General features: G+C 39.1%; 16 protein-coding genes and 11 tRNA genes. 23 read left to right on the forward strand and 4 right to left on the reverse strand.

Annotation, left to right across the window (positions count from 1 at the left end):
- Window positions 1-39 precede the first annotated feature (39 nt).
- From K4Z77_RS06925 to pcp, 19 genes are all read left to right on the forward strand, one after another.
- Window positions 40-112, forward strand: a tRNA-Val gene (locus tag K4Z77_RS06925).
- A 5-nt stretch (window positions 113-117) separates the two neighbouring features.
- Window positions 118-188: transfer RNA gene (locus K4Z77_RS06930), tRNA-Gly, on the forward strand.
- 34 nt (window positions 189-222) lie between these two features.
- Window positions 223-296 (forward strand) — tRNA-Ile (locus K4Z77_RS06935).
- A gap of 82 nt (window positions 297-378) precedes the next feature.
- A tRNA-Ser gene (locus K4Z77_RS06940) sits at window positions 379-468 on the forward strand.
- Between the two features lie 10 nt (window positions 469-478).
- Window positions 479-552, forward strand: a tRNA-Met gene (locus tag K4Z77_RS06945).
- Window positions 553-555: 3 nt separating this feature from the next.
- Window positions 556-628: transfer RNA gene (locus K4Z77_RS06950), tRNA-Phe, on the forward strand.
- Window positions 629-640: 12 nt separating this feature from the next.
- Window positions 641-721, forward strand: a tRNA-Tyr gene (locus tag K4Z77_RS06955).
- A 4-nt stretch (window positions 722-725) separates the two neighbouring features.
- Window positions 726-796, forward strand: a tRNA-Trp gene (locus K4Z77_RS06960).
- 14 nt (window positions 797-810) lie between these two features.
- Window positions 811-883 (forward strand) — tRNA-His (locus K4Z77_RS06965).
- Between the two features lie 18 nt (window positions 884-901).
- Window positions 902-973: transfer RNA gene (locus tag K4Z77_RS06970), tRNA-Gln, on the forward strand.
- Window positions 974-982: 9 nt separating this feature from the next.
- Window positions 983-1066, forward strand: a tRNA-Leu gene (locus tag K4Z77_RS06975).
- Between the two features lie 107 nt (window positions 1067-1173).
- Window positions 1174-2451, forward strand: coding sequence for a glutamate-cysteine ligase family protein (locus K4Z77_RS06980; protein ID WP_224218875.1), 1278 nt, complete (start codon window positions 1174-1176; stop codon window positions 2449-2451).
- A gap of 75 nt (window positions 2452-2526) precedes the next feature.
- Window positions 2527-4011: a threonine synthase gene (gene thrC, locus K4Z77_RS06985; RefSeq protein WP_224218876.1), complete on the forward strand. Its 1485-nt coding sequence runs from the start codon at window positions 2527-2529 to the stop codon at window positions 4009-4011.
- Between the two features lie 60 nt (window positions 4012-4071).
- On the forward strand, window positions 4072-5352 hold the full coding sequence (locus tag K4Z77_RS06990; protein ID WP_224218877.1) for an MATE family efflux transporter: 1281 nt from the start codon (window positions 4072-4074) through the stop codon (window positions 5350-5352).
- Between the two features lie 3 nt (window positions 5353-5355).
- Complete coding sequence (locus K4Z77_RS06995) at window positions 5356-5979, forward strand: HAD family hydrolase (protein WP_224218878.1); 624 nt, start codon at window positions 5356-5358, stop codon at window positions 5977-5979.
- 162 nt (window positions 5980-6141) lie between these two features.
- The gene (locus K4Z77_RS07000) at window positions 6142-7347 is read left to right on the forward strand and encodes a LysM peptidoglycan-binding domain-containing protein (RefSeq protein ID WP_224218879.1); all 1206 of its coding nucleotides are present in this window, start codon (window positions 6142-6144) and stop codon (window positions 7345-7347) included.
- Window positions 7348-7553: 206 nt separating this feature from the next.
- Window positions 7554-7979, forward strand: a complete 426-nt coding sequence (locus tag K4Z77_RS07005) for a MarR family winged helix-turn-helix transcriptional regulator (protein ID WP_194250513.1) — start codon at window positions 7554-7556, stop codon at window positions 7977-7979.
- A gap of 10 nt (window positions 7980-7989) precedes the next feature.
- Complete coding sequence (locus tag K4Z77_RS07010; protein WP_224218880.1) at window positions 7990-8349, forward strand: DUF1304 domain-containing protein; 360 nt, start codon at window positions 7990-7992, stop codon at window positions 8347-8349.
- Between the two features lie 115 nt (window positions 8350-8464).
- Entirely contained in the window at window positions 8465-9109 is a 645-nt protein-coding gene (pcp, locus tag K4Z77_RS07015; RefSeq protein ID WP_224218881.1) for a pyroglutamyl-peptidase I, read from the forward strand.
- A 26-nt stretch (window positions 9110-9135) separates the two neighbouring features.
- On the opposite strand, the gene K4Z77_RS07020 is transcribed toward pcp, so the two are convergent.
- Complete coding sequence (locus K4Z77_RS07020) at window positions 9136-9993, reverse strand: DUF975 family protein (RefSeq protein WP_224218882.1); 858 nt, start codon at window positions 9991-9993, stop codon at window positions 9136-9138.
- A gap of 118 nt (window positions 9994-10111) precedes the next feature.
- On the opposite strand from K4Z77_RS07020, the gene tgt reads away from it, so the two are divergent.
- Window positions 10112-11254: a tRNA guanosine(34) transglycosylase Tgt gene (gene tgt / locus K4Z77_RS07025; protein ID WP_001285237.1), complete on the forward strand. Its 1143-nt coding sequence runs from the start codon at window positions 10112-10114 to the stop codon at window positions 11252-11254.
- A 100-nt stretch (window positions 11255-11354) separates the two neighbouring features.
- Window positions 11355-13172, forward strand: a complete 1818-nt coding sequence (locus K4Z77_RS07030; protein ID WP_224218883.1) for an acyltransferase family protein — start codon at window positions 11355-11357, stop codon at window positions 13170-13172.
- A 109-nt stretch (window positions 13173-13281) separates the two neighbouring features.
- On the opposite strand, the gene K4Z77_RS07035 is transcribed toward K4Z77_RS07030, so the two are convergent.
- The 3 genes from K4Z77_RS07035 to K4Z77_RS07045 are packed head-to-tail and all read right to left on the reverse strand — an operon-like array spanning window position 13282 to window position 16722.
- Entirely contained in the window at window positions 13282-14571 is a 1290-nt protein-coding gene (locus K4Z77_RS07035; RefSeq protein ID WP_125453043.1) for a DUF6161 domain-containing protein, read from the reverse strand.
- A 17-nt stretch (window positions 14572-14588) separates the two neighbouring features.
- Window positions 14589-15437: an NgoPII family restriction endonuclease gene (locus K4Z77_RS07040; protein WP_125453044.1), complete on the reverse strand. Its 849-nt coding sequence runs from the start codon at window positions 15435-15437 to the stop codon at window positions 14589-14591.
- Window position 15438: 1 nt separating this feature from the next.
- Window positions 15439-16722: a DNA cytosine methyltransferase gene (locus K4Z77_RS07045; protein WP_224218884.1), complete on the reverse strand. Its 1284-nt coding sequence runs from the start codon at window positions 16720-16722 to the stop codon at window positions 15439-15441.
- 311 nt (window positions 16723-17033) lie between these two features.
- Here K4Z77_RS07045 and nagA point away from each other — a divergent pair, with 311 nt between their 5' ends.
- Window positions 17034-18185, forward strand: a complete 1152-nt coding sequence (gene nagA, locus K4Z77_RS07050) for an N-acetylglucosamine-6-phosphate deacetylase (protein ID WP_001134550.1) — start codon at window positions 17034-17036, stop codon at window positions 18183-18185.
- A gap of 190 nt (window positions 18186-18375) precedes the next feature.
- The gene (locus K4Z77_RS07055) at window positions 18376-18741 is read left to right on the forward strand and encodes a DUF1033 family protein (RefSeq protein WP_224218885.1); all 366 of its coding nucleotides are present in this window, start codon (window positions 18376-18378) and stop codon (window positions 18739-18741) included.
- The last annotated feature ends 44 nt before the right edge of the window (window positions 18742-18785 follow it).

The raw sequence follows: 18785 nt of genomic DNA on the forward strand, positions 1-18785 counted from the left end.
GGGTTGCCCCCTGTGAGATATGGAAGTCGCTTAGCTCTAGGGAGTTTAGCTCAGCTGGGAGAGCATCTGCCTTACAAGCAGAGGGTCAGCGGTTCGATCCCGTTAACTCCCATTTAAGCGGGTGTAGTTTAGTGGTAAAACTACAGCCTTCCAAGCTGTTGTCGCGAGTTCGATTCTCGTCACCCGCTTTGAACTTTGTTCTTTTTACCAAGTTTTTAACTTGGGCGCGTAGCTCAGGTGGTTAGAGCGCACGCCTGATAAGCGTGAGGTCGGTGGTTCGAGTCCACTCGTGCCCATAGTGTTTAGTCCATTACTAGAGAATTGAAACATTATCTTTTCACTAAGAGGACACGGGTTTGTTCCCGTATAAACTATTTTGGAGGATTACCCAAGTCCGGCTGAAGGGAACGGTCTTGAAAACCGTCAGGCGTGTAAAAGCGTGCGTGGGTTCGAATCCCACATCCTCCTTTTGTATTAACGCGGGATGGAGCAGCTCGGTAGCTCGTCGGGCTCATAACCCGAAGGTCGTAGGTTCAAATCCTGCTCCCGCAATAAGGCTCGGTAGCTCAGTTGGTAGAGCAATGGATTGAAGCTCCATGTGTCGGCGGTTCGATTCCGTCTCGCGCCATTTATATATTTTGGAAGGGTAGCGAAGAGGCTAAACGCGGCGGACTGTAAATCCGCTCCTTCGGGTTCGGGGGTTCGAATCCCTCCCCTTCCATTTTACGGGCATAGTTTAAAGGTAGAACTAAGGTCTCCAAAACCTTCAGTGTGGGTTCAATTCCTACTGCCCGTGTTAATAGAATTATGGCGGGTGTGGTGAAGTGGTTAACACACCAGATTGTGGCTCTGGCATGCGTGGGTTCGATCCCCATCACTCGCCTATTTTATTTTATATTATTGGGGTATAGCCAAGCGGTAAGGCAAGGGACTTTGACTCCCTCATGCGTTGGTTCGAATCCAGCTACCCCAGTTACTATTTGCCGGCGTGGCGGAATTGGCAGACGCGCTGGACTCAAAATCCAGTGTCCGCAAGGACGTGCCGGTTCGACCCCGGCCGCCGGTATAGTATAGAGTTAAGGAACGTTGTAAATCTTCGTTCCTTTTTTATATTATTTTTGGTATAATGATAGTTATTCAAATTTTATTTAGATTATGAAAGTGTAGGGAAGTATGTCTCGTTCTATCGATTTATTAAAACATCGGTATTTGAAAAATATTAAAGAAAATCCTGAATTGTTTGTCGGGATTGAACTGGAATATCCTGTTGTAAATTTGGAAGGGGATGCCACAGATGTTGAAGTTATCAAACACTTATTCCGATATTTAGTTTCTGCTTTGGATTTTACTGTCGAAAAGGTAGATGATTTTGGGACTCCTATTCAGTTAGTGGAGTCAGTAAGTCAGGATGCTATTTTATTTGAAGTTTCCTATACTACGATTGAGTTTGCATTTGGTAAGGCTGAAACGATACAAGAGGTTGAAGAACGTTTTAGTATTTATATGACAGCAATCCAGAAGAAGTTAGCTGAATTAAATCATGCTATTGTTGGCTGTGGTATTCATCCCAACTGGGATAAAAATGAGAATTGTCCAGTGGCTTACCCACGCTATCAGATGTTGATGGACTATTTGAATTTGAGTAGAAATATGACTAAATCAGACTTACATCATTTCCCTGAATACGGAGCGTTTATTTGTGGGAGTCAGGTTCAGTTGGATGTTTCAAAGTCTAACTACTTACGAGTGATTAATGCTTTTACCCAAATTGAAGGGGCTAAGGCTTATTTATTTGCAAATTCTGAGTTTACAGGTGCTGATTGGGATACAAAAATCTCAAGAGATATTTTCTGGGAAGAATCTATGCATGGTATCTATCCAGAGAATGTTGGTGTCAATGCTAGCCTCTTTAAAGATGAGGATGATTTTTTTGATTATCTAGATCATTCTGCAATTTTTACTGCGGAACGCGATGGGCAAACCTATTATTTTTATCCGATTCAGGCAAGGGACTATTTGGCTACAACTGAAATCCAAGCATTTAATCTTAATGGGGATGAGATTATTATTTATCCTCAAGAGAAGGATTTTGAAACCCATCGTAGTTATCAGTACCAAGACTTAACGACTCGCGGAACAGTTGAGTTTCGTAGTGTGTGTACTCAATCTCTAGATAGAACCTTCGCTTCAGCAGCTTTTCACTTGGGATTGTTGGTCAATTTAGATAAGTTAGAAGCTTACTCAGAAACAGCACCTTTCTTTAAAGAATTTGGGCGAAATTATAAGCTTTTAAGACGACAATTTTCTAAGAAAAAGCTAACATATGAGGAGAAAACTGCGATTATAGAGTTTTCCAAAGACTTACTACTACTAGCTGAGGAAGGACTGGAGATGAGAAATAAGCAAGAAATGACCTATTTACAGCCTTTGAAAGAAGAATTGAGCCTATAATTTCTCTTATAAAGGGAGAATTTTCTGAAAAATCATGATATAATGGAAGAGACTATAGATAAAGGATAGAGAGTAATGACATTAGTTTATCAATCAACGCGTGATGCCAACAATACAGTAACTGCTAGCCAAGCTATTTTGCAAGGTTTGGCGACGGACGGCGGTTTATTTACACCGCTTACTTATCCAAAGATAGATTTGGACTTTGACAAATTGAAAGATGCTTCTTACCAAGAAGTAGCTAAGTTAGTTTTGTCAGCATTTTTAGATGACTTTACAGCTGAGGAGTTGGACTACTGTATCAACAATGCCTACGATAGCAAATTTGATACTCCAGCTATCGCGCCATTAGTGAAATTAGACGGGCAATACAACTTGGAACTTTTCCATGGTTCAACGATTGCTTTTAAAGATATGGCCTTGTCTATCTTGCCATACTTTATGACGACTGCGGCTAAGAAACATGGTTTGGAGAATAAGATTGTCATCTTAACAGCGACATCTGGCGATACTGGGAAAGCTGCTATGGCGGGCTTTGCGGATGTGCCTGGTACTGAGATTATCGTCTTTTATCCAAAGAATGGTGTCAGCAAGGTACAAGAGTTACAAATGACCACTCAGACTGGCGACAATACTCATGTTATCGCTATAGACGGTAACTTTGATGATGCCCAAACAAATGTGAAGCACATGTTTAACGACGTGGCTCTTCGTGAAAAATTGGCTACCAACAAGTTGCAATTTTCATCAGCTAACTCTATGAACATTGGTCGTCTGGTGCCACAGATTGTTTATTATGTTTATGCCTATGCTCAGTTGATTAAGATGGGTGAGATTGTGGTTGGTGATAAGGTTAACTTCACAGTGCCGACTGGAAACTTTGGAAATATCTTGGCTGCCTTTTATGCCAAACAAATTGGTCTACCAGTTGGTAAATTGATCTGTGCTTCAAATGATAACAATGTTTTGACAGACTTCTTCAAGACACGTGTTTATGATAAGAAGCGTGAGTTTAAGGTAACAACTAGCCCATCTATGGATATCTTAGTATCTTCAAACTTGGAGCGCCTGATTTTCCATCTTTTGGGGAATGATGCAGTTAAGACAGCTGAACTTATGAATGCCTTGAATACGCAAGGTCAATATGAGTTGACTAATTTTGATGCAGAGATTTTGGACCTCTTTGCAGCTGAATATGCGACTGAGGAAGAGACGGCAGCAGAAATCAAGCGTGTTTATGAGTCAGATTCTTATATCGAGGATCCACATACGGCGGTTGCCTCGGCAGTTTATAAGAAATACCAAGCTGCTACTGGCGATGTGACTAAGACAGTGATTGCTTCAACAGCGAGTCCATACAAGTTCCCAGTGGTTGCAGTAGAAGCCGTAACTGGAAAATCAGGGCTTGGCGACTTTGAAGCCTTGGCTCAATTACATGATATTTCAGGAGTGGCAGTGCCGCCAGCAGTTGATGGCCTTGAAATAGCTCCAGTTCGTCATAAGACAACTGTGGCGGCTGCTGACATGCAAGCAGCGGTTGAGGCTTATCTAGGACTTTAAGACAGAGGGAGTAAACTCGGTTGGGAAACCAACTGAGTTTCTTTTCATCAGGAGGAAGGATTGTTTAAGAAAAATAAAGACATTCTTAATATTGCTTTGCCAGCTATGGGCGAAAACTTTTTGCAGATGTTCATGGGGATGGTGGACAGTTATTTGATTGCTCATTTAGGATTGATAGCCATTTCAGGCGTATCAGTAGCTGGCAATATTATCACCATTTATCAGGCGATTTTCATTGCTCTGGGAGCTGCTATTTCCAGTGTTATTTCAAAAAGTTTGGGGCAGAAGGATCAATCTATGCTAGCTTACCATGTGACCGAGTCCTTGAAGATTACATTATTATTAAGTTTTCTTTTAGGAGCTTTATCCATCTTAGCTGGGCAAGAGATGATAGGACTTTTGGGGACAGAGAGAGATGTAGCTGAGAGTGGAGGCCTCTACCTATCTTTGGTAGGTGGATCGATTGTTCTCTTAGGTTTGATGACGAGTCTGGGAGCCTTGATTCGTGCAACGCATAATCCACGTTTGCCTCTCTATGTTAGTTTTTTATCCAATGCCTTGAATATTCTTTTTTCAAGTCTAGCTATTTTTGTTCTGGATATGGGGATAGCTGGTGTTGCTTGGGGGACAATTCTGTCTCGTTTGGTAGGTCTTGTGATTTTGTGGTCGCAATTAAAGTTGCCTTTTGAGAAACCGACTTTTGGTTTAGATAAGGAACTATTGACTTTAGCTTTGCCAGCAGCTGGAGAGCGGCTTATGATGCGGGCTGGTGATGTCGTTATCATTGCCTTGGTCGTTTTTTTTGGAACGGAGGCAGTGGCGGGAAATGCGGTCGGAGAAGTCTTGACCCAGTTTAACTACATGCCTGCCTTTGGCGTCGCTACGGCAACGGTCATGCTGGTGGCTCGAGCGGTTGGAGAGGATGATCGGAAAAGAGTCGCAAGTTTGAGTAAACAAGTCTTTTGGCTTTCTCTGGTCCTCATGTTACCCTTGACCTTCAGTATCTATGCCTTGGGTGTACCACTAACTCATCTCTATACGACTGATCCTCTAGCGGTTGAGGCTAGTGTTCTAGTGACACTGTTTTCACTACTTGGTACTCCTATGACGATAGGAACAGTCATCTATACAGCAGTCTGGCAGGGTTTGGGCAATGCTCGGCTTCCCTTTTATGCGACAAGTATAGGAATGTGGTGTATCCGTATTGGAACAGGATATCTGATGGGGATTATTCTTGGTTGGGGCTTGCCTGGTATTTGGGCCGGAACCCTTTTGGATAATGGTTTTCGTTGGTTATTTCTACGTTATCGTTACCAGCGTTATATGAGCTTGAAAGGATAGGAAATGCAAAAAACAGCTTTTATTTGGGATTTAGACGGGACTTTATTGGACTCTTACGAAGCAATTTTGTCAGGGATTGAGGAAACTTTTGCTCAGTTTTCTATTCCTTATGATAAGGAGCAGGTGAGAGAGTTTATCCTCAAGTTTTCTGTGCAGGATTTACTTGTGCAGGTGGCAGAAGAGAGAAAGCTGGATGTGGAAGTGATAAATCAGGTGCGTGCCCAGAGTCTGGCTGAGAAGAATGCTCAGGTAGTTTTGATGCCAGGTGCGCGTGATGTGCTAGCGTGGGCAGACGAAGCAGGAATTCAGCAGTTTATATATACTCATAAGGGGAACAACGCTTTCACCATTCTCAGAGACTTGGGTTTGGAGCCCTATTTTACAGAGATTCTAACCAGTCAGAGTGGCTTTGCGCGCAAGCCTAATCCGGAAGTGGCTACCTATCTGTTAGATAAGTATCAGCTGAATCCTGAGAAGACTTATTATATAGGAGATCGGACTCTGGATGTGGAATTCGCGCAGAATAGTAAGATTCAAAGTATCAACTTTTTAGACTCAACTTATGAAAGGAATCACAGAATTCAAGCGTTAGCAGATATTTCCCGTTTTTTTAAGGCTGAGCGATAAAAAGATTGTGTCAGTTTTGTGACAGAGACCTAACAAACTATTTCAAGTAACCAAGTTTGTTACAAGGAATAGACAGTTCTGTTAAATAGGCCCGAGAGGGCTTTTTTTCTGCATTTTTTGTGTTATGATAGACAGGTACTCATTTGAAAGGAATTTGAAAGAATGAAGAAAAGAATATTATTAGCCTCAACAGTAGCCTTGTCATTTGCCCCAGTATTGGCAACTCAAGCAGAAGAAGTTCTTTGGACTGCACGTAGTGTTGAGCAAATTCAAAATGATTTGACTAAAACGGACAACAAAACAAGTTATACCGTTCAGTATGGTGATACCTTGAGCACAATTGCAGAAGCCTTGGGTGTAGATGTCACAGTTCTTGCGAATTTGAATAAAATCACGAATATGGACTTGATTTTCCCAGAAACTGTTTTGACAACGACTGTCAATGAAGCAGAAGAAGTAACAGAAGTTGAAATCCAAACTCCTCAAGCAGACTCTAGTGAAGAAGTGACAACTGCGACAGCAGATTTGACAACCAATCAAGTGACGGTTGATGATCAAACTGTTCAGGTTGCAGACCTCTCTCAACCGATTGCAGAAGCTCCAAAAGCGGTAGAAACTACAAGAACAAAAGAAGTAGCAACAAGTTCAGAAGTTACAGAGACAGTGACTACTGCAGAAGAAGTGGCATCATCTACAAACACTTCTACGTCAACGGAGCAAACAGTCAAAACAACCAGTCCAGTTGAAGAAGCAACTCCTCAGGCAACGACTCCAGCTGAGAAAGATGAAACTCAAGCAAGTCCACAAGCTGTTTCAACAGTGGAAGCAACTACAACGCCAGTAGAAGAAAAAGCAACCGAAATAACTGCAACAAGTTCAGAAGAAGTAAAAGAAGTAGCATCATCAAATGAAGCTACAACAGCAGTTTCTACTTATCAACCAGAAGAGAAGAAAACAGTTTCAACAACTTACGCAGCTCCAGCTGCGCCCGATTATGCTGGACTTGCGGTAGCGAAATCTGAAAATGCAGGCCTCCAACCACAAACAGCTGCCTTTAAAGAAGAAATCGCCAACTTGTTTGGCATCACATCCTTTAGTGGTTACCGTCCAGGAGACAGTGGAGATCACGGAAAAGGTTTGGCTATCGACTTCATGGTACCAGAAAGCTCAGAACTAGGGGATAAGATTGCGGAATACGCTATTCAAAACATGGCCAGCCGTGGAATTAGTTACATTATCTGGAGACAACGTTTCTATGCTCCATTCGATAGCAAATATGGACCAGCTAATACTTGGAACCCAATGCCAGACCGTGGTAGCGTTACAGAAAACCACTATGACCACGTTCACGTTTCAATGAATGGATAAACCAGACTTTGTAATATCATTTTGACGAATGAGATCTAGCTTTCGTGATAGGAAGCGAGTCTCGTTCGTTTTTTCTTTGTCAATATGAATGGAAAATTGAAAGTTAGCATTTTGTAATGTTTTAATCAACATTCTTGCAATCTATTTTACTTTGCATTATACTTGATAAGTCAACTATTGATAAATCAATTAAAAAAGGAAAAGAAATGTTAGAGATTCAAGATTTACTTTATCAACTCCGCTTGTCTGAGCAAGCGAGCACGCAATTGTTTGAAAAAAGACTTGGGATTAGTTTGACACGGTATCAGATTTTATTATTTTTGCTGAAGCATTCCCCTTGTAATCAAATAGCGGTTCAGGAGCGTTTGAAGATTGATCAGGCTGCTTTGACCCGACATTTTAAAATTCTGGAAAAGGAAGGTTTGGTGGAGCGTCATCGTAATCCTGAAAATCAGCGGGAAGTGTTGGTAGAAGCTACGAAGTATGCCAAGGAGCAGTTAGTGGTGAATCCTCCTCTGAAACATATCAAGGTTAAGGAAGCGATGGAAAGTATCTTAACAGAGTCTGAAAGAACAGAACTCAGCCGTTTATTAAACAAATTGGTTTTGGGTATTGAAAATATAGAAATTTAAGGAGAAATAGATGTCAATTATTACAATCATTTTAGCAACAATCGTTGCTTTGGAGCATTTTTACATTTTTTATTTGGAAAGTATTGTAACGCAATCAGATGCGACTAGTCGAGTCTTTAACATGGAAAAGGAAGAACTGGCTCGTCCGTCTGTAAGTTCATTGTTTAAAAATCAAGGGATTTATAATGCTTTGCTAGGAGTCTTTCTCTTGTATGGTATTTATTTCTCACAGAATTTAGAAATTGTGACTATTTTTATCTTATTTGTGATTGGGGCTGCGACTTATGGCTCTCTCACAGCAGATAAGAAAATTATTTTGAAGCAAGGTGGTCCAGCTATTTTGGCATTGATTAGTATTTTATTTTTTTAATAAACTCAAAGATCAATCCTAGCCTCGCTAGTCCTTTTCACTCCAGAATAAGGGAAATATGTTATACTTGTTTTTAAGAAAAGAGTTTCATTGAATTGGTTTTGAGGAGTTAGAAATGAAAGTATTAGTGACAGGTTTTGAGCCCTTTGGAGGGGAAAAGGTCAATCCAGCTTTGGAGGCCATTAAAGGTTTACCAGCTGAAATCCATGGTGCTGAGGTTCGTTGGCTAGAAGTGCCGACAGTCTTTCACAAATCGGCCCAAGTATTGGAAGAAGAGATGAGTCGTTATCGACCTGACTTTGTCCTTTGTATTGGCCAAGCTGGTGGAAGGTCTAGCTTGACACCTGAGCGAGTGGCTATTAATCAAGACGATGCACGGATTCCTGATAATGAGGGTAATCAACCGATTGACCTTCCTATTCGTCCAGATGGTGCTTCGGCCTACTTTAGTAGTTTACCGATTAAAGCAATGGTTCAAGCTATAAAAAAAGAGGGATTACCGGCCTCTGTTTCCAATACGGCAGGGACTTTTGTCTGCAATCATTTGATGTATCAGGCCCTCTATTTAGTAGAAAAGAAATTTCCACATGTTAAGGCAGGGTTTATGCATATTCCTTATATGATGGAACAGGTGGTGAATCGACCGACTACTCCAGCTATGAGTTTAGTGGATATTAGGCGAGGGATAGAAGCAGCAATCGGCGCCATGATAGAACATGGAAATCAAGACCTCAAGTTGGTAGGCGGAGAAACTCATTGATCGAAAAAAAACTTGAGGGGAAACCTTCAAGCTTTTGGACGTTTTCGAGCTAGTACTGCTCGGTAAAAAATTATTTTATTGATTTGAATATAGGGGAGGAGTGAAAAACTAGCAATTCCAAAGGTAATCCAATTGAGGAAGTACCAAGGAAGGAGTTGTAAGTCTAGAACAAAGCGCTGAACCTTATAACCTTTCATTAGGAAACGGCTGGTTTTAAGGATTTGTCCTGGTTTGGCTTGTCCCAAGTTGAGAGTGTCACAGAGGAGAAATTCTACCTGAGAATAGGCATAGTATTGTGGAATATAGAGACTATTTCCGACAATCATCAAGAGGATACTTGCTAGAAAGTAAAGACCAAAGGTTATGAGGAAACGCTCGGTTTCAATTGACGTGAGATCCAGATTGGGAAACTCGGGGTGAAGGACAACGAATTTCTTTGCTAGAAAACTACTGTAAAAGAGGAAGTAAATCCCGAGTAAACTAGGAATGCTCCATAAGAAGAGATAGAAGCGTTTGAGAAGGAGAGTCAAAAAGGTTTGTGAAAAGTACTCTTCGTTAAAGAGAGCCAGACTATTTTTGACTGATAGTTCTGTATCTGGATTCTTGATGAGTTTCAGCGTTGTATAAACTGAACTGGTTAGAAGAATAGTTCCGATAAAGGAGACTAATAGAGGAAAAAGGTAGGCTTGGAATACATGGCCAAACACGCTTAAAAAGGGTTGTTCTAAAATTGCTTCGCTGATACGCTCTAAGGGATTGAGGAAGCCAGACAAGATAACCAGCATGCTAGGTAAGAGATAGACGAGAAAGAGGCGGGGATTTTCAGCCTGAAATTGTCTGGCTTGCAGACGAACGGTTTTTAAATCAATTTTTGGGTATTTCATTCTCTCATTATACACCATAGTTCGTGACAGTTCCAGCTTTTTTTGATAAAATCATACAGTATGCCCTTGGGCACAAAGTATGAACTGGGACTGTTTTTCCCAGCTTCGGAGGTAAAAAATGTCAGATTCACCAATCAAATATCGTTTGATTAAGAAAGAAAAACACACAGGAGCTCGTCTGGGAGAAATCATCACTCCCCACGGTACCTTCCCAACGCCTATGTTTATGCCAGTTGGGACACAAGCCACTGTCAAAACTCAGTCACCTGAAGAATTGAAGGAGATGGGTTCGGGAATTATCCTGTCAAACACCTATCATCTCTGGCTTCGCCCTGGAGATGAACTCATCGCACGCGCTGGTGGTCTCCACAAGTTCATGAATTGGGACCAGCCTATTTTGACAGATAGTGGTGGTTTTCAGGTTTATTCCTTAGCAGATAGCCGAAATATCACAGAAGAAGGAGTAACCTTTAAAAACCATCTCAATGGTTCCAAGATGTTCTTATCGCCAGAAAAAGCTATCTCTATTCAGAATAATCTGGGCTCAGACATCATGATGTCCTTTGACGAATGTCCTCAGTTTTATCAGCCTTATGACTACGTTAAGAAATCAATCGAGCGTACCAGTCGTTGGGCTGAGCGTGGTTTGAAGGCTCACCGTCGTCCACATGACCAAGGTTTGTTTGGGATTGTGCAGGGGGCAGGATTTGAAGACCTGCGTCGCCAATCGGCTCATGATCTTGTCAGCATGGACTTCCCAGGTTACTCTATCGGTGGCTTGGCAGTGGGAGAAACCCACGAAGAGATGAATGCGGTCTTGGACTTTACAACTCAACTGCTGCCTGAAAATAAACCTCGTTATCTGATGGGGGTGGGAGCGCCAGATAGCTTGATTGATGGGGTGATTCGTGGGGTGGATATGTTTGACTGTGTCTTGCCGACTCGTATCGCTCGTAATGGAACTTGTATGACTAGTCAAGGAAGATTAGTTGTTAAAAATGCTCAGTTTGCAGAGGACTTTACGCCACTGGATCCTGAATGTGATTGCTACACATGTAAGAACTATACACGCGCCTACCTTCGTCACCTGCTCAAGGCTGATGAAACCTTTGGTATCCGCTTGACTAGCTACCACAATCTTTACTTCTTGCTTAACCTGATGAAGCAAGTGCGACAAGCCATCATGGATGACAATCTCTTGGAATTCCGTGAGTATTTTGTGGAAAAATATGGCTATAATAAGTCAGGCCGTAATTTCTAAAATGGAATTGATATAAGCTAAAAATCCTAAGTTTTCTCTTGGGATTTTTCTTCTTTTTTTGATAGAATAAAGTGTATAATGAAAGGGAGAATAAACTCGTATGCGCATTAAATGGTTTTCCTTGATTAGAATTACAGGTTTACTACTGGTACTCTTGTATCATTTCTTTCAGACCATCTTTCCTGGAGGATTCTTTGGTGTAGATGTCTTTTTCACATTTTCAGGATTTCTGATTACGGCTCTACTTATCGAAGAATTTTCTAAAAATCATGAGATTGATTTGATAGGATTTTTTAGAAGACGTTTTTATCGGATTGTGCCACCTGTGGTTTTGATGGTCTTAGTAACCATGCCCTTTACCTTCCTAGTTCGCCAAGACTATGTGGCTGGAATTGGAGGTCAGATTGCGGGTGTCTTAGGCTTTATGACCAACTTCTACGAACTCCTAACAGGTGGGAGTTATGAATCTCAGTTCATTCCTCATTTGTTTGTTCATAATTGGAGTTTGGCTGTGGAGGTTCATTACTATATTCTATGGGGATTAGCAGTTTGGTTCTTATCCAAACAGGCTAAATCAAATGGTCAGTTGAGGGGAATGGTCTTTCTCTTATCTGCTGTTGCCTTCTTGATCAGCTTCTTCTCCATGTTTATTGGTAGTTTTCTAGTAACCTCTTATTCCTCTGTTTACTTCTCCAGTTTAACTCATGTCTATCCATTCTTTTTGGGAAGTGTGCTAGCAACTATTGTAGGCGTTCGTCAGACGACTTCCCTCGTCAAGCAGTTGGATAAAATCTGGGATTTACGCAAGACCCTTTTAGTTTTTGGAGGAGGTTTTGGCTTCTTACTCATTTTGACCTTCTTTGTCAAATTCACTTATCTTTTTGTCTATCTTATAGGCTTCTTGCTTGCCAGTCTTGCAGCTCTTGCTATGATCCTTGCAGCGCGTGTTTTACATGAAAAGACACCTCATGTGCAGGAACCAAAGATGATTAGCTTTTTAGCAGATACTAGCTATGCGGTTTATCTCTTCCATTGGCCTTTCTATATCATTTTCTCACAGTTGACATCAAATCTTCTTGCTGTGTTACTGACTTTGATTTTTTCTTATGGCTTTGCTAGCCTGTCATTCTATGTATTGGAACCTTGGATTGCAGGAAAGAATACACCTATTATACAAACTCTTCGTCCCCTGCCTTATATTCACGCAATTCTTGCAACAAGTACAGGAATCTTAGCCTTCATTGTCTTCTTAGTGACTTTCTTGGCACCACAAGTGGGAGCGTTTGAGACAGATCTGACTGTCAATGGTTTGAAGCAAGCTGCAACAAATCTTGGCCAGACCAAGGTGATGGCAGAACGAGCAGAAGCTGATAGTTTAGGAATTGCTGATGGCACTATGTTAATTGGTGACTCAGTGGCTTTAAGGGCAAATACAGCCCTGCAGACAGCCCTTCCAGGGGCACAGATTAATGCACAAGTCAGCAGAACAACCAAGACTGCCAATGAAATCATGCTAAATAATAGCCAGAATAAATTTCTACCAAAGATGGTGGTTATTGCAACTGGGGTAAATAATCCTGAAAATTACAAGGAAGATTGGGACAGTATCGTGAAAAATCTTCCTAAGGGACACCATATGGTTTTGGTGACTCCTTATGAAGGAGATAAGACAAAAGAGACCTATGCAATCGTTGAGAAGGCTGCTGCCTATATGAGAGAATTGGCAGAGAAGACTCCTTACATCACGATAGCAGATTGGAATCAAGTTGCTAAGGAACATCCAGAAATCTGGGCAGGAACAGACCAAGTCCATTTCGGAAGTGACAATAGTAAGATTGAAGCAGGAGCTAAATTGTATGCAGATACCATTGCTACAGCCTTGCAAACAGCTCAAGACAAACCAGTCAAATCTAAATAACTTGTATTTAAAAAGAGAAGAGTTGGAGAAAGGAAGTATGACATCCAGCAGTCTAAAAAAATCTGAGTTCAGACACCTTATAAAAGCATAAAACGGCAAATTGCCGTTTTTATTTTATATTCTTTGATAAAATAGCTAAAATTGTATCGCTATCATTTGAGGTATCTGTTTTTACTAGTCCTGTTTCAACTCTACTAAATAATGAGTTAATAATTATTAGTCGCTCGTCTTTATCGATGTCAGTTCCAGCATAAGTTAGAGATTGATAAAATCTCGTCAAAGCTGCTTTTTGTCTGTATTCAGTAGCCAAATGATGATTTGACATCACAATCTTTATCAACACTCTAACAATGTAGATAAAAAATGAAATGACCGAAATAAGTATAAATGACTCAGATATGAATGGAATCTCTTTTTTGATAACATTTAAAGAATAGTCGTGTATCACGAGAACTAATATTACTGAAACAGATATTAAAGCTAAGACTGCACCAATAAGGAACCATGTCCATTTTGTAGCTCGCTTTTGATGTTCTATAGCACGCTCATTCCAAAGTTGCTCTGGAGCCTCTAGAGAAAGCTTATTTTTATATGTTTCCTCTAAATCTTTAAGCTTATTTTGCTTTTCTTTTTGCCAGTCGTTGAGAGATTTTTGAAATTCAGCAAACTCAGAAACTTTTTCATCGAATTGTTCCTGAATTTTATTATGTTTATCTTCTGTGAATGACGTAATTTCTCTATACTGTTCATCGGAGTTGTCTGAGATATCTTTCAACTTGCTAGCTAGAGGAGCTACTATATTTGTTTCAAAATCAGATATATTCTCTTTAATGTTTGAAAAGTTTTTTCTAAGTAAATATAGTGCTGGATAAAATACATATTGAGAGGTATTTGATAAATAACTACCTATAGCATTATTATACTTAGAGAGATAAATAAAATTTCTGATAGCTTCATTAAGATTGTCTTGAGATTGTTGAGTATAGAAAGAAACGAAACTTTTTAGTTTACGAATTTCTGAATCTTTGTCAATAGGAGAACTTATTGATAATATGTATACCATCTTATCTTGTTCTATTGATTCACGACTACTTGATAAATTATAGTAAAGTTGTTCATTTATTTTATCGATATTCAATTCTTCAAGCTCGAAGATATATTTTCTTATTAAATTAAACTTATCGCTCAAATTTTTCCAATTTGACATAAAATTATTGGGAGCTATGTCATAAATTGAACTCCAATAAGTAAGGTTACTTTTTATAATTTTTTCAAGCTCATCAAATGTAAAAAACTCTTTGTATTCGTGAAAATCAATTATAAAATCGCTAGAAATAGTGAATCTAAAGAGAATTTTATCATTTAGAAAATTTGATACTTGTTTTTTCGTAAAACTCATTATTTACCTCAATAGAGTTAAAAGTGAAAATTAATTTTCTTACAATCAATAAGTTGTGCAGGATTATTTGGATTTTTAACTTTTACATCAATAATTGATAGATTGCATGTATTATTAGCTAAAGATAGTAGCTCATCTTTATTGTTAAAGTTATCAAAATGCTGTGATGATACTAATGCAAATAAGTTGAAATCAGCCTCTTCTACTGGGGTATAAATATATTTAAAAACAGTAAAAGGATTATCAAGTAGCCACATACCACGAATACGAAGACTTGTTATTCCTAATGGGTCAATCTTATTTACTCGCCCAAGTTCTTGAGTTGGTGAAAAATTAACGTTTGGAATGCTTGATATGCCGTATTTTATTTTTTCAAAAATATCTTGATAGACTATCTTATCAGCACAATAAACAGAGGCGTCAATCAATGCTAACTCTCTGAGCTGTCTATTATTTACAAAACCGATTGAATAAATAAAATCTTTCTCACTCCATTCTTCTGCTTCACGAGCAGCTTGTTTTAATCGAGAATCATCAACGTAAAGTTTAGATTTAGGACTTGAGCTATTAAGTTGAAGCTGAGAATTACGACTTTCGATTTTCTTAGTTTCAATGGCTGCTCCGCCTTTCAACATAGCATCAGGTGGATTAGAATCATTACCCAGATATGAAAAAACTTGATTTACTTTCAGTATTCGGGCTGATTCGTCATCTTCTAAAATCGTGTCAGCAAAGCTATCGACAATATATTTTTCAAGAGCATCTCCCATTGAATTAGCTCGATTAGAACCCATATAAATTTCTTGAAGATTGGAGTTATGACTCTTTATAATGTTAATAACTGCTGTTAAAATATTCGCTTCCATATTATTTTCCTTTAACAATTTCCTTATATATAAAATCTGATATGGGTTGAGTAATAGCTTTTGCTAATAATACAGGGACTGCATTTCCAATTTGCTTATAAATTTTATCAATTCGTCCATTTTCTTTAAGTTTCATATTTCCGCCATCTGAAAACTCAAACCAATCTGGAAATGTTTGAATTCTGGCGATTTCTTTTATAGAAAGTCTCCTATTTATATCGCCATTAAAAATCCATTTATTTTTTTCAATTTTTGTCATAGGTTCACCACCTGGGTGTTGAGGAGCTTGGCGACCAGATGCCTGAATAGTAAAAGATTGTTCAGACCAACTCTTTTTTCTATTTCGACTCATGTAGATTGTTGAGTATTCACCTTGAAAATATGGTCCTGGGTTATTTTTAAGGTCCCCAATAGCCTGTTCTAGTGTTACGAAAGGTAGTTTTTCTTCGAGTAAGTCAATTTCATTAGGATTACTGTGAGTAGCCTCTGGTAGTTGATAATGAAAACCATATTTTTGTTCGATTTTTTCTTTATGAACACCAATTAAAAAAACTCGCTCACGCAACTGAGGAACCCCATAATCTCTAGCATTTACTAAATGAGGAGTGACGGTATAACCAGCCGCTGCAAAATCAGCTACAATTTGATTTAATACTTCACCACGACCCAAAGTCATCATTCCCTTAACATTTTCTGCTACAAAAAATTCAGGTTGAGTTTGAATGAGTGCACGAATAAAATGGATATATAAAAAATTTCTGGGGTCATCTATAAGTCGTGGTCCAGCTTCTGAGAATCCAGGGCAAGGAAAGCCCCCAATCATAATTTGGCATTCTGGAAAATGAGAAACCTTTCGGATGTCTTTTTCATGCTGAGTGACATGTTTAGGAAAGTTTAATTTGTAAGTCATATTAGCTTCTTTAAACATATCGTTTGTATATATCGTATGAAAAATACTTTCTGAACGATATTTATTAAATGTCTCTTTTCCAGAATTGAAATATTCTAAAGCTTTTTTATCACCAATAACGCTACTTAACCCAGCCAATTCAAGTCCTAAATCAAGTCCTCCAGCACCGCTGAATAATGAAACTACATTAAATTTATTTTCTCTGCTGTCAATATTTAACAACAAACTTATATCTTTTTCATCTTCAGGTACAGATAGCTCTTCTTCTGAAATTTTTTGAAGAAGTATCTCTTTAACCTCATCATTTGATAAATTGCGTGTTTCTGGTTTGAATTTTCCTCGTGAGCGATTTGCTTGCTTAGTTTTTTCTCTCATTTATTACAATCCGATTCCTATCAATAATTAACTTCCATTATACCATATAAAGCTAATGAGCAGAAGGTTTAAATTCATTACCCGATATCCTAGTTAGCTTGCGAAAAGTCTCAGATTTAATTCTAGCATAATTCGTCGTCTGAGAGTAACTTCCAGTTTTGGGAGAGAGATGGAAGTTACTTTGATAAGTTACAGCTCTTTTAAAATATCTCTAGAAAATAGGTCTATACCATTTACAAATGAATCAGAAAAGTTTATAATGTAATTGACATAATAAATATCAAAAGTAATCTTTTAAGGAGGTCATTATTATGCCTAATTACGTTAAAGCAGATCAGTTTTTCTATCCATTTGGCATTCGTCGCGGTGGGTACTTAGAACTTGTTGATGGCAAATTTGGGAAACATGTGGATCAAATTCCTGAAGGAGCAGAGGTTCTTGACTATACTGGTTATAGCATTGCACCAGGTCTTGTGGATACTCATATTCATGGATATGCAGGTGTAGATGTGATGGACAACAACATTGAAGGGACATTGCATACTATGAGTGAAGGACTTCTTAGTACCGGTGTTACCAGTTTCTTGCCCACAACTTTAACAGCCACTTATGAGCAATTGCTTGCAGTCACTGAAAATCTTGGAAACCATTATAAAGAAGCAACAGGTGCTAAGATTCGTGGGATTTATTATGAAGGTCCATACTTCACAGAAACTTTTAAGGGGGCACAAAATCCAACTTATATGAGAGACCCGGGTGTTGAGGAGTTTCATTCTTGGCAAGATGCTGCAAAAGGGATGCTAAATAAAATCGCTATTGCACCAGAACGTGATGGGGTGGAAGATTTTGTACGTACTATTACAGGTGAAGGTGTGACAGTTGCACTTGGACACTCAGATGCGACATTTGAACAAGCTAAGAAGGCAGTTGATGCTGGAGCTAGTGTATGGGTACATGCCTATAATGGGATGCGTGGTTTAACACACCGCGAACTAGGTATGGTAGGAGCTATGTATGAGCTACCACATACTTACGCAGAATTGATTTGTGATGGTTATCACGTAGATCCAAAAGCTTGTGAGATTTTACTTAAGCAGAAGGGGACAGAAAACATCGCTCTTATTACGGACTGTATGACAGCTGGTGGGCTTGAAGACGGTGACTATATGTTGGGAGAATTCCCTGTTGTAGTAGCAAATGGAACTGCACGTCTCAAATCTACTGGTAATTTGGCAGGTTCTATCCTCAAACTTAAAGATGGTATGAGAAATGTAGTCGAGTGGGGTATTGCAAATCCACATGAAGCAGTCATGATGGCCAGCCTCAACCCAGCTAAATCTGTTAATATTGACGATGTCTGTGGACAAATTCGTGAAGGTTATGATGCAGACTTTATTGTTTTAGACAAAGATTTAGAATTGGTAGCTACGTATCTAGATGGTGTGAAACGATATCAAGCATAAGATAGAAAGCAGGAGTTAGAGACTAGCTTCTGCTTTTTTATTATGTGACTATTAGTCCGTAAGGCAGCAGATCAAATTCAGTCATCCATCAGATGGCTGGATTTTTTATCTGGAAATTAAGAAATGAGCATATTTCTTTTCTTGTTTAATGGAATTAGTTATAATATACGGTACAAAGGAATGAATGAATATGTATCGTGTTATAGAAATGTATGGAGATTTTGAACCCTGGTGGTTCTTAGAAGGTTGGGAAGAAGATATTGTAGCTAGTAAGAAATTTGACCAGTATTATGATGCTCTCAAATACTACAAAACTTGCTGGTTTAGATTGGAACAGGAATCTCCTCTTTATAAAAGCAGAAGCGACTTGATGACCATTTTTTGGGATCCAGAAGATCAACGCTGGTGTGATGAATGTGATGAGTATTTACAACAATACCATTCTTTGGCTCTTTTGCAGGATGAGCAGGTTATCCCAGATGAAAAACTACGCCCAGGCTATGAAAAACAAACTGGTCAGGAAAGGCACCGTTCTTGCCGTATGAAATTAAGATAGAGAAAAAGTAACTTTTTTGGAGTTGCTTTTTTATTTTTTCCAAA

Origin of the sequence: Streptococcus mitis subsp. hohhotensis (assembly GCF_020089495.2) — a bacterium.
GTDB lineage: Bacteria > Bacillota > Bacilli > Lactobacillales > Streptococcaceae > Streptococcus > Streptococcus hohhotensis.